General features: G+C 65.7%; 10 protein-coding genes and 2 pseudogenes. 5 read left to right on the top strand and 7 right to left on the bottom strand.

Going from position 1 to position 11,557, the window contains the following annotated elements:
• On the bottom strand, window positions 1-1,867 hold a 1,867-nt coding region (locus A5698_RS23065), incomplete at its 3' end, for an ATP-dependent DNA ligase (RefSeq protein WP_068301612.1).
• Window positions 1,868-1,898: 31 nt separating this feature from the next.
• On the opposite strand from A5698_RS23065, the gene A5698_RS23060 reads away from it, so the two are divergent.
• Window positions 1,899-2,126, top strand: coding sequence for a hypothetical protein (locus A5698_RS23060; protein WP_067081304.1), 228 nt, complete (start codon window positions 1,899-1,901; stop codon window positions 2,124-2,126).
• Window positions 2,127-2,217: 91 nt separating this feature from the next.
• Here the strand turns inward: A5698_RS23060 and A5698_RS23055 are convergent, their stop codons facing one another.
• From A5698_RS23055 to A5698_RS23035, 5 genes are read right to left on the bottom strand one after another with little or no spacing between them, the layout of a single operon-like run.
• A complete protein-coding gene (locus tag A5698_RS23055; protein ID WP_068301609.1) occupies window positions 2,218-3,303 on the bottom strand; it encodes an ABC transporter ATP-binding protein in 1,086 nt (361 codons plus the stop codon).
• 34 nt (window positions 3,304-3,337) lie between these two features.
• Window positions 3,338-4,207, bottom strand: coding sequence for a carbohydrate ABC transporter permease (locus A5698_RS23050; RefSeq protein WP_068301606.1), 870 nt, complete (start codon window positions 4,205-4,207; stop codon window positions 3,338-3,340).
• Window positions 4,207-5,181: a carbohydrate ABC transporter permease gene (locus A5698_RS23045; protein ID WP_068301603.1), complete on the bottom strand. Its 975-nt coding sequence runs from the start codon at window positions 5,179-5,181 to the stop codon at window positions 4,207-4,209. Before A5698_RS23045 ends, A5698_RS23050 begins: the two co-directional genes overlap by 1 nt.
• Window positions 5,181-6,533 (bottom strand): ABC transporter substrate-binding protein, encoded by a 1,353-nt coding sequence (locus tag A5698_RS23040; protein WP_068301600.1) that lies wholly within the window; start codon window positions 6,531-6,533, stop codon window positions 5,181-5,183. Before A5698_RS23040 ends, A5698_RS23045 begins: the two co-directional genes overlap by 1 nt.
• Window positions 6,534-6,558: 25 nt before the next feature.
• Window positions 6,559-7,563: a sugar-binding transcriptional regulator gene (locus tag A5698_RS23035; protein WP_068301597.1), complete on the bottom strand. Its 1,005-nt coding sequence runs from the start codon at window positions 7,561-7,563 to the stop codon at window positions 6,559-6,561.
• Between the two features lie 104 nt (window positions 7,564-7,667).
• Between A5698_RS23035 and A5698_RS23030 the strand changes: the two genes are divergently transcribed.
• From A5698_RS23030 to ku, 4 genes and pseudogenes are all read left to right on the top strand, one after another.
• On the top strand, window positions 7,668-8,669 hold the full coding sequence (locus tag A5698_RS23030; RefSeq protein WP_068301595.1) for an NAD(P)-dependent alcohol dehydrogenase: 1,002 nt from the start codon (window positions 7,668-7,670) through the stop codon (window positions 8,667-8,669).
• Window positions 8,666-10,093, top strand: coding sequence for a mannitol dehydrogenase family protein (locus tag A5698_RS23025; protein ID WP_068301592.1), 1,428 nt, complete (start codon window positions 8,666-8,668; stop codon window positions 10,091-10,093). The genes A5698_RS23030 and A5698_RS23025 overlap by 4 nt, the downstream gene beginning before the upstream one ends.
• A complete protein-coding gene (locus tag A5698_RS23020) occupies window positions 10,090-11,031 on the top strand; it encodes a carbohydrate kinase family protein (protein WP_068301590.1) in 942 nt (313 codons plus the stop codon). Before A5698_RS23025 ends, A5698_RS23020 begins: the two co-directional genes overlap by 4 nt.
• Window positions 11,031-11,393 (top strand): annotated as a pseudogene (gene ku / locus A5698_RS23015) (non-homologous end joining protein Ku); the annotation flags it as partial. The gene A5698_RS23020 and the pseudogene ku, both read left to right, overlap by 1 nt.
• Before the next feature lie 31 nt (window positions 11,394-11,424).
• On the opposite strand, the pseudogene A5698_RS30055 reads toward ku, so the two are convergent.
• Window positions 11,425-11,514, bottom strand: a pseudogene (locus A5698_RS30055) (hypothetical protein); the annotation flags it as partial.
• Window positions 11,515-11,557: the final 43 nt, after the last annotated feature.

Raw genomic sequence — 11,557 nt, 5'->3', positions numbered from 1 at the left:
TCGAGTCGAGTTTCTTGGCGACCACACCCTCCCACCGCTTCTTGCGCGCGTACTCCATCGCCTCGGGGCCATCGCCGGGTAACACGTCGGGGACGATCAAACCTCCACCCTCGGCGAGCGCCTCGAGCAGCTTGCGGCGGTCGGAATACCTGGCGCGCAACAGCGACCGGCCGTCGAGGTAAAGGATGTCGAAGGCCCAGAATTCCACGCGGGTGGAGCGCGCACGGTTCTGCATCTCCGAAAAGCTCGGCACCCCGGACTCGTCGAGTGCAACGGCCTCACCGTCGAGAATGACGTGGTGGTCGGCGAGGTCGGCTGCCACGGCCTCGAACTGAGAAAACTCACCGGTGACGTCGCGGCCCCGCCGGGACCGGACGGTGAGCCTGCCCCGGTCCGCGTCGATGATCACGCGGTAACCGTCCCATTTGCCTTCGAACGCCCACTGGCTCGCCTTGAGCTTCGCGACCGAACCCTCGGTCGACAGCATCGGCGCGAGATCGCCCGACTGCGGCCGCTTCTGGTCCTTCATCCGGTGCGCGAGCCAGTTCTTGCCGTCGGTCTGGATCAGCGCGTAGCGGCCGTCGATCTTCTTGCCGCGCAGGTTGATGATGACCTCGCCGCCGTCCTTCGAACTGTCCGGTGGCACGTCGTTGAACTTCTCGGCCTCGTAGGTGCCGGTGTCCCAAATGATCATCTTGCCGCCGCCGTACTCGCCTTTGGGGATCTCGCCGTGGAAGGTGAGGTACTCCAGCGGGTGGTCTTCGGTGTGGACGGCGAGGTGGTTGACGGACGGGGTGTCGGGCAGGTTCTTCGGCACCGCCCAACTGACCAGCACGCCGTCACGTTCGAGCCGAAGGTCGTAGTGCAGTCGACGGGCGTGATGCTCCTGGATGACGAACTTGTCGTTGTTCCCGGTCTTGGGCGGCTTGTTGGGCACCGGCTCAGGGGTTTTCGATGCGTCGCGCATGCTGCGATAGGTGGTCAGCCGGTCCGGTACGGGCACCGCCTCGTCGAGCGGCGCGAGCAGGTCGCCCATCTCCTGCACGCGATCGAGCACTTCGCCGAAATTGAGGTGGCGCAACTTCGGATCCTCGATCTCGTCCCAGGTGCGCGGCGCAGCGACGGTCGGATGTTCGCGTCCCCGAAGCGAATACGGCGCGATCGTCGTCTTGGAGCCGTTGTTCTGGCTCCAGTCGACGAAGACCTTGCCGGTGCGCACGCTCTTGGTCATGGTCGCGGTCACCCGTTTGGGCATCGTCTTCTCGAGCTGCTGGGCGACCCGCCGTGCGAGCACCGATGCGCCCTGGGAGCTGATCGGTTCCTCGAGCGGAACGTACAGGTGCAAGCCCTTACTCCCGCTGGTGAGCGGGTAGGTGGTCAGGCCGATGCCGGTGATGAGGTCGCGCACCTCGTGGGCGACCTCGCAGAGCTGGCGAAACTTGACGCCCTCGCCGGGATCGAGATCGAACACGATGCGGGTGGCGGGGCCGGGGGCCGGCGGCCCGTCGTCCTTAAGAACGAACCGCCACTGCGGAACGTGCACCTCGAGCGCGGCCTGTTGCGCGATCCACGCGAGGCCCTCGGCGGTGTCGATCAACGGGTAGGTCGTCGTACCGGAGCGGTGGGTGACCGACGCTCGGTCCAACCAGTCGGGCGCCGAGGAGGCGAGTTGCTTTTCGAAGAACGACGACTCCTCGACGCCGTTGGGCCAGCGCTTACGGGTGACGGCGCGGCCCGCGATGTGCGGGATCATCGCCTCGGCGATGCCGACGTAGTAGTCGAACACCTCGGCTTTGGTAGTCCCCGTAGCCGGGTACAGCACCTTGTCCGGGTTGGTCAGCTTCACCCGGCCGAATCGATCCACGATGTGAACGTATACCCGCTGCTACGTTGGATCCGTGACGAGAATCCTCGCGGCGGTCCTGATCGCGGTGGCCGGCTTGCTGGCGGCGCCGCAGGCGGCCGCGGATCCGCAGGACCTCGTGCCCTACTGCTCGGGCGATCAGACGCCGATGGACAACAACTGCCGGCCGATGGCCCATCAGGAATTCACCCACTCGCCAGGTGGGTTCGACCCGAATCTGCCGAGCGGCCTCGACCCGGGCAACCCGGCGATCGCCGGCTAGCTTGTCGGCCGGCTTCACCGTCGACTTCTGCACCAGGGTCGCGATTTCGCGTTATCCACAGCCGTGGTGTAGAACTCGACGTCAGCGAGCGTCAGTCGATGCGCTCACCCGTCTCCGGGTGGAACAGGTGCACGAAGCCTTCCGGATGCCTGCGCAACCGCACCGTCTCCGCGAGCTTGGGCGCCGTGCGCGGGTTGCACCGCGCGACCAGCTCCACGCCCGAGCCCGACCCGGCGTGGGTGTAAAGGTAGGCCTCGCTGCCGAGGTCCTCGACCAGATCGACGACGACCGGCACACCACCCGTGTCGGTGAGTTCGAGTTGCTCGGGCCGGATTCCGATCGTGACCTCCGACAAGCCCGCATCACTCAACTTGGTGAGTCGATCACGCTCGATCTCCAGGATCGAGTCGCCGACCCGGACGCCGTCGGGGGCGATCGGCAGCGTCACCAGGTTCATCGCCGGCGACCCGATGAAACCTGCGACGAACGCGTTGGCCGGCCTGTCGTAGAGCTCGTTCGGGGAGGCGAATTGCTGCAGCTTGCCGAACCGCAGAACCGCGACCCTGTCCCCCATCGTCATGGCCTCGACCTGATCGTGGGTCACGTACACCGTCGTGGTGCCGAGGCGTCGCTGCAGCGCGGCGATCTGGGTTCGGGTCTGCACGCGCAGCTTTGCGTCGAGGTTCGACAGCGGCTCGTCCATGCAGAATACCTGCGGCTCTCGCACGATCGCGCGGCCCATCGCCACGCGTTGACGCTGACCACCCGACAGTTTGGCCGGCTTGCGGTCCAGGAACTCCGTCAGATCAAGGATTTTCGCGGCCTCCTCAACCTTCTTGCGCCGCTCCGCCGACGAGACCCCGCGCAGCTTCAGCGCGAAGCCCATGTTCTCGGCGACGGTCTTGTTCGGATACAGCGCGTAGTTCTGGAACACCATCGCGATGTCACGATCCTTCGACGGCACACCGGTCATGTCCCGACCGCCGATCTCGATCGCACCCTCGTCGATGTCCTCCAGCCCGGCCAGCATGCGCAGGGCCGTGCTCTTCCCCGACCCCGACGGGCCCACCAGCACCACGAACTCACCGTCGGCGATGTCGAGGTTGAGCGAGTCGACCGCGAGTTTGTCCGAGCCCTCGTAGATGCACGTGGCGTTGCGGTAAGTGATTGTTGCCATTGATATCTCCGTGTCTGTTGATCGGCTCTGACGGTTACTTGATCGCGCCGAACGAAAGTCCGCGCACCAACTTGTTCTGTGCGATCCACCCGCAGAGGATCACGGGCAGTGCGGCCATGGTCGCGGCCGCCGACAGCACGGCCCAGTACTGACCCTCACCGGCGATGAACCCGACGAGGTACACGGGCATGGTCTGAGCGTTCACCGCGGTCAGATTCACCGCGAAGAAGAACTCGTTCCAGGCGAAGATCACGCAGATCAGCGCCGTCGCCGCGATGCCGGGCGACACGAGCGGCAAGATCACCTCGCGGACCGACCGCCACAGGCTGGCCCCGTCCAGGCTCGCCGCCTCCAGCAGTTCGCCGGGCACCTCCAGGAAGAATGACCGCATCATCCACACCGCGATCGGCAGGTTCATCGCGGTGTAGAGAACGATCAGTGCCCAGATGTTGTCCAGCAGGCCGATATTGGAGACGATCACGTACAGCGGCAGGATCACCGCGACGACGGGCAGCATGCGGGTGCTCATGAAGAAGAACAGCGCATCCTGGGTTTTGCGGACCGGCCGCAGCGACAGGGCGAACGCGGCAGGCACGCCGAGCAACAGCACCACCAGCGTCGAGATCCCAGTGGCCAACAGCGAATTCAGCATCGCCGGGCCGATGCCCTGGTTGAAGACCGCCGAATACTGATCCAGCGTCGGGGAGAAGAACAGCTTCGGTGGGCTGGTGGCGGCGTCGGCTTCCTGTTTGAACGACGTCAGCACCATCCAGAACACCGGGAAGAAGAATCCGAGTCCAACCAGCCACGCCACCAGTCCCCACGGGCTGAACGTGCGCGACTTCTTCTTGGTTCTCGCGGCGGGTTGCGGTGTGGCTGCGGTTTTCTCGACCGTGGTAGTCATCAGGCCGCCTCTTCCTTCCCGGCGAACGACTTGAAGATCAATCGGAGCGCGAAGCTGGCGATGATCATCGTGAAGATCACGACCACCACGCCCATGGCCGCGGCCTGACCGATGTCGAAGCCGAGGAACGCGCGCTGATAGATGTAGAACGGGAGGTTCGCGCTCGCGATCCCCGGACCGCCCTGGGTCATCATGTAGATCGCGTCGAACGTGTTGACCAGGAAGATCGCTCCCAGGACGACGCCCAACTCGATGAATCGCCGCAGGTGCGGCAGCGTCAACTCGCGAAACAGTTGGAACGCGTTGGCACCGTCGACTCGACCGGCCTCCAGGATGTCGCGTGGCATCGACTGGAGGCCGGCGAGGATCAACAGCATCATGAACGGTGTCCACTGCCAGATGAGCATCACCATCACCATCGGCAGCGGGAACCGCCCGATCCAGTCCATGCGCTCGATCCCGACCAGCGACATCACCCAGTTCAAGATGCCGTTGTTGGGATCGAGGATCGTCGTCTTCCAGATCAGCGCGGCCGCAACGGGTGTGACGAGGAACGGCGTGATCAGCAGGGTCCGCACGATCCCACGGCCCAGGAAGGCCCGGTCCAGCAGTAAGGCCAGCAGCAGCCCGAAGAACGCCGAGAGCAACACCACCCCGACGATCAGGATCACGGTGTTGAGTGCGACGGTCCAGAACTGGCTGTCCTTGGCGACCGTGACGTAGTTCTGCAATCCGATGAATCTGCGTGAACCCGGTCGAACCAGGTTCCACGACAATGTCGAGTAGTAGAGGGTGAACAGGAACGGGATCTGCGTGACGACGATCATGAAGATCAGCGCCGGCAGTAGCGGGCCGCGGCGACGCCACGCCTCGGCGCGGCTCACACCGGTGTCCTGTGCCTCTCGAATTCTTCGAACCCGTTCGGCCACCGCCATTTCGCTGGCTTCGGCCTTGGTATCGGCGGTTACGGTCATCACTTCTCCTGGTATGTCTTGCCGACAACCTCGGCGTACTGCTGCGCCTGGTCGAGGGCCTCGTCCACGGTCTTCTGGCCGGCGATCGCGGCGCTGATCTGCTGACTGACCCTGGTGCCGAGGTCCTGAAACTCGGGGATCGCGACGAACTGAATGCCGGTGTACGGAACCGGTTGCACCGTGGGCTTGTTCGGGTTCGCGTTCTCGATCGAGCGCAACGTCAGAGGTCCGTACGACTGCGAGATCTTCTCGTACTCCGGCAGTTCGGTATACGTCGACGTGCGGCTGCCCGGTGGGACACGGGCCCAGCCGAGCTTCTCACCCACCAGCTTCATGTAGTCCTTGCTCGTCATCCACGAGATGAACTTCCAGGCGCCGTCGGGATTCTTGGCCGATTTCGGGATGCCCAGCGCCCAGGTGTACAGCCATCCGGAGTTCGGCTTCTCCGCGATCGGAGCGGGCAGGTAGCCGATCTTGCCGACCAGGTCCGGGTACTCCTTCGGATCCTCCAGGACCGACACCGCGGACGTCGCGTCGTACCACATGGCGGTCTGGCCCTGCCCGAACAGGTTCGCGCACTCCTGGAATCCGGTCGAGGCCGCGCCCAGTTCACCGGAACGCTTGACCAGGTCGACGTAGAAGTTGACCGCTTTGCGCACCTCGGGGCTGTTCAGCTGCGCGTTCCACTGCTCGTCGAACCAGCGCCCACCGAACGTGTTGATCACGGTGTCGAGCGGTGCGAGCACCTCACCCCACCCGGGCTTGCCGCGTAGGCAGATGCCTGCGCGGTTGTTGGTTTTGAGGGTGTCAGCCCACTGCGCCACTTCCTGCCAGGTGGGTTGGTAGTCCGGCGACTGATCGACCTTGATCCCGGCCTGTTCGAAGAGGTCTTTGCGATACATCAGGAATGACGACTCGCCGTAGAACGGGACCGCGTACATGTCACCGTCGTGCGACAGCGACTCGCGCAGCGACGAGATGAAGTCTTGCTCGTCGTAACCCGGTGTCTTCGCGGCGTATTCGGACAGGTCCTGCAGCCAACCGTCCTTCGCCCACTGCGGGGTCTCGAAGTTGCTGATCATCACGACGTCGAACTCGCTTCCGCCCATCGCGGTCGACATGGTGATCTTGGCCCGGGCCTGGTTCTCCGAGAGTGTGACGAACTTCAACTTCGTTCCGGGGTTGGCCTTCTCGAACTCCGAGGACAGATCCCTGGCGTCGGTCATCTGCGAGTTCGACACCATCGCGATGGTGACCTGGTTGTCGGAGGCGCCGAGGCTCCCGGCGCCCGAGCAACCGGATGCGAGCACCACGGCCGACGCCGCGGCCACCGCCGCGAATCGCCTGATCATTGTCCGTCTCACCTGCGTCGTCTCCTTACTGCGCCAACAACCAACGTGCGCAATCGATGTCACACACCAGCAGCCGGGCCAATTTGCCCTTCAGGGCGGCGAGGGTGGCGTCGTACTTCGTGGCGCCACTGGAGATCAGCAGCGTCTTTTCACAATTGCGGATGTCCTCGAGCGGCACCGACACCGCACGCTGCTGCAGTTCGGTGTCGACGGGCGCACCGTCCGCGTCGAAGAACCGTCCGCCGATTTCCCCCACCGCGCCCAGCGACTCGAGCTCGTCGAGCATGCGAGTGTCGAGGAAGCTGCCCTCGAACAGCGTGGTCGAGGTCGACACCGCACCGACACCGAAGAGCATCATGTCCGCTTGCCGACCCGCCTCCAGCGTGCGCGAGATCACCGAATCGGTGCGCATCGACGCGACCGTCGACGGGTCTGCGTACAGCGGTGCCGGTAGCCGTAACGTGCTCGCGCGCAACGTTTCCGTGCACCGGGTCAGGATGAACTCCGTGCCGGTCTGATAGGCCGCGGTCGACATGGCGCCGTCGAGCTGCACGACTGCGCGACAACTCGCCACCCCCGGAACCAGGGCGTTGGCTGTCGCGACCTGTTCGGGGCCCCAGGTGAACCCGAGCACGTCGTCGGGTGTGAGACGCCGCATCAGCAACGCGGCCGCGGCGCGACCGACACTGGCGAACCCGGCCGGCCGACCCGGCGCACCGAGGTCGACGCCGTGTCCGGCGACCACCACCTCGGTGAGGCCGTAGCGCCGCTCGAGCTCGCGCTCCTCCTCGGCGTGCAGATCCTCGCTGAGCCCGGCCGGGACGGCGATCTCGATGCGGACCAGGCCTCGAGCCTTCGCGCGGGCGATCAGTCGACCCGCGGTCGGGCGCGAGACGCCGAGCCGGGCGGCAATCTCGGCCTGGGTCAGGCCGTCGAGGTAGTACATCGTCGCCGCACGGAGCGCCAGCCGGATGTCTTGCGCCGGAACCGCGGCCCCGGCTAGTTCACCGGTCGACGTCGATGCGGTCACGCCCTGCCGCCTCCTTGGTGAGCATCTGCTCAGGGGTGCGATTAGATGCTCACCACGTTAACATGGTCGATGTGACGCACACAACACTCTCGCCGGCCAGCCGGATGCGGGCGGCCGTGCTCGTCGAACCCGGACGGATCGAGATGCAGGAGCGCCCTGTGCCCCGCCCCGACCCCGGTGACGTGCTGGTACGAATCTCGTCGGTGGGTGTTTGCGGATCGGACACCCACTACTACCGGCACGGACGCGTGGGCGGATTCGTCGTGGAGGCGCCGCTGATCCTGGGTCACGAGGCGGCCGGCACGATCGTCGACGTCGGCGAGAACGTCGACCGCGCGCGCATAGGTGAGCGTGTGTCGATCGAACCGCAGCGCCCCGATCCCGACAGCGACGAGACCCGCCGGGGGCTCTACAACCTCTGCCCGCATATGCGGTTCTTCGCGACCCCACCCGTGGACGGAGCACTGTGCGAGTACGTGACCATCGGAGCGGAGTTCGCCCACCGCGTGCCCGACTCCGTCTCCGATGACGCCGCCGCATTGTGCGAGCCGCTGTCGGTCGGCATCGCCGCGGTGCGCAAGGCAGGCGTGGACGGTCGCTCGCGGGTGTTGGTCACCGGGGCCGGACCGATCGGCATCGTCATCACCCAGCTCACACGCGCCTACGGTGCGACGGACATCGTCGTCAGCGATCCCGACGAGGCCCGCAGACGACAGGCGACCTCGTTCGGCGCGACGGCAGTGCTCGATCCGACCGTCCAACCCATCACGGATCTCGGGGTGGACGCGTTCATCGACGCCTCCGGCGCGGCGACGGCCGTCGCCGACGGCATTCGGGCGGTGCGACCGGCGGGCAAGGTGGTGCTGGTCGGTTTGGGCGCCGAGTCGATGGAGCTGCCGACGCAGGTGATCCAGAATCGCGAACTGGTGCTGACGGGCGTCTTCCGATACGCGAACACCTGGCCGACGGCGATCGCACTGGTCGAATCGGGACAGGTTGATCTGGATGCGATGGTGACGGCCCGCTTTCCGCTCGAGCGCGCCGCCGAGGCCCTCGACTCCGACCGCACGCCGGGTAGCGTGAAGTCGGTGGTGACGGTCTCATGAAACTCGACAACTCCACGCTCGCACAGCTTCAGTCGGACAAGCCGACCTACGACCGTTCCGGAATATCGGTCGGCATAGTGCATTTCGGAGTCGGCGGCTTTCACCGGGCGCATCAGGCGATGTACGTCGACCGGCTCCTGGAGAAGGGGCGCGCCAAGGAGTGGGGCATCGCCGGTGTCGGCGTCATGCCCGCCGATCGCAAGATGGCCGATGTGATGGCCACCCAGGACGGGCTGTACACCCTGCTGCTGGAGAAGCCCGACGGTAGCCGCGAAGCACGCGTGATCGGTTCGATCGTCGACTACCGCTATGCGCCCGACGACCCCGAGTCGGTGATCGAATTGCTGGCCGCGCCGACCACCCGGATCATCTCGCTGACCATCACCGAGGGTGGCTACAACATCGACAATGTCGGCGGCGCCGACGGAGTGAGCGTCTTCGGGTTGGTCGTCGATGCGCTCGCCCGCAGGCGCGACCGCGGCATCACCTCACCGACGATCGTGTCGTGCGACAACATCGAGGGCAACGGTGACGTCGCCCGGCACGCGTTCACCACCTACGCCGAACGGGTACACCCAGGCCTCGGCGAATGGATCGAGACCCACACCAAGTTTCCCAACTCGATGGTCGACCGCATCACACCGGTGACCACCCCCGACGTGATCGACGTCGTGGCAACCGAATTCGGCATCGACGACCAATGGCCGGTGGTAGCCGAACCCTTCACCTCCTGGGTGCTCGAGGACGACTTCGCCGACGGCAGACCACCGTTTGAGGACGTGGACGTGCTCATGGTCGACGACGTCACCCCGTACGAGCTGATGAAGCTGCGGCTGCTCAACGCCGGGCACCAAAGCCTGTGCTACTTCGCGTATCTCGCCGGGTACCGGCTGGTGCACGACGCCGCCGGCGATCCGCTGCTCGCCGATTTCCTGCTGGCGTACATGGACGACGAGGCGACACCGACGCTCAAACCCGTACCCGGGATCGACCTGCCCGACTACAAGCGCACGCTGATCAAGCGGTTCGCCAACCCCGGCGTCAAAGACACCGTCGCCCGGCTGTGCTACGGCTCCTCGGACCGCATCCCGAAATGGCTGCTGCCCGTCATCCGCGAAAACCTCAGAACCGGCGCGCCGATCCGGCTGTCGGCGGCGACGGTCGCCAGCTGGGCACGCTATGCCGAGGGCACCGACGAACAGGGCCAGCCGATCGACGTGCAGGATCAGCTCGCCGACGTCTTGGTACCGCTGGCCAGAAAGCAGCGCGAGAATCCGACCGCGTTCATCGAGAACACCGATCTCTTCGGCGATCTCGCCTCCGACGAACGATTCGTCGAAGCCTACGTCTGGGCGCTCGACTCACTGCACCGCGATGGTGCGCGGGCGACGCTGGAAGCGTTGATGCACAAGGACGACTCGTGAGCGCGCAGCGGGCGCTGGTGATCGGCGAGGCGTTGGTCGACATCGTCCGGCGTGGTGGCGAGGTCATCGGTGAGCACGTCGGCGGCAGCCCGCTCAACGTGGCGGTGGGGCTGGCCCGCCTGGGCCGCGATGTCGACTTCTTGACACACATCGGCGGCGACGAGCGCGGACGGCGCATCGCCGACCATGTCGAAGCGTGCGGGGTGCGGCTGGTCGAAGGCAGCACGACCGCGGCGCGGACGCCGACGGCGTTGGCGACGCTGGACGAGCAGGGATCGGCCGAGTACGAGTTCGACATCGAGTGGCAGCTGACCGGAACGCCAGAGGTCGGTCCCCCCCTGGTCGTGCACACCGGTTCGATCGCCTCGGTGCTCGAGCCCGGCTGCCGGGCGACCGCCGCGCTGCTCGACACCTATCACCCTTCGGCCACCGTGACGTTCGATCCGAACGTGCGGCCGGCACTGACCGAGGACGCCGACGCGGCGCGCGCCCGCATCGACCGGCTCATCGAACGGTCCGACGTGGTGAAGGCCAGCGACGAGGACATGCGATGGCTCGATCCGGGACGGACCCCCGAGCAGATCGCGCAGACGTGGTTGTCGCTGGGCCCGTCGATCGTCGCGGTGACGTTGGGTGGGCAGGGCTCGTTCGCGCTGTGCGCGCAGGGCCTGGTGCGGCTTCCGGCGTTCCAGGTCGACGTCGTCGACACCGTCGGCGCGGGTGATGCGTACATGACCGGCCTGATCGACGCGCTGTGGACGCTCGGACTCTTGGGCGCCGAGCGCCGCCGTGACCTCGCACGCATCGGCACCGACCAGCTCACCGACGTCGTGCGCACCGCCGCGATGTCGTCGGCGCTGACGGTCTCGCAATCCGGCGCCGACCTGCCCGATCGCAGTACCCGCGATGCGGCCCTCAAATCAGCCATACTGGGTTGATGCGTTCCATATGGAAGGGTTCGATCGCGTTCGGCCTGGTGAACGTGCCGGTCAAGGTCTACAGCGCGCAGCAGGACCACGACGTGAAGTTCCATCAGGTGCACGCGAAGGACAACGGGCGCATCCGCTACAAGCGCGTCTGCGAGATCGATGGCGAGGAAGTCGAATATCGCGATATTGCCCGGGCCTACGAATCCGACGACGGGCAGACGGTGATCATCACCGACGAGGACATCGCCACGCTGCCTGAGGAACGCAGCCGCGAGATCGAGGTGCTGGAGTTTGTTCCGGCCGGCGACATCGACCCGATGATGTACGACCGCAGCTACTTCCTCGAGCCCGAAGCGCGGCGAGCCGCGTCTTGTTGCGCAACGCGAAGTGCACGATCGCGACTCGGTCGGTCTCCTTGAGCGTCTTGGTCAACAGCACATACGACTTCGACGACTTGCCTTCGGGCTCGAGGAAGTAGCTGCGGTCGTACATCATCGGGTCGATGTCGCCGGCCGGAACAAACTCCAGCACCTCG

The sequence above is a fragment of the Mycobacterium sp. E136 genome (genome assembly GCF_001666865.1).
In the GTDB taxonomy this organism is placed as follows: Bacteria; Actinomycetota; Actinomycetes; order Mycobacteriales; family Mycobacteriaceae; genus Mycobacterium.
Note: the sequence above shows the minus strand (reverse complement) of the source record. Positions and strands in the feature narration are given on the sequence as shown.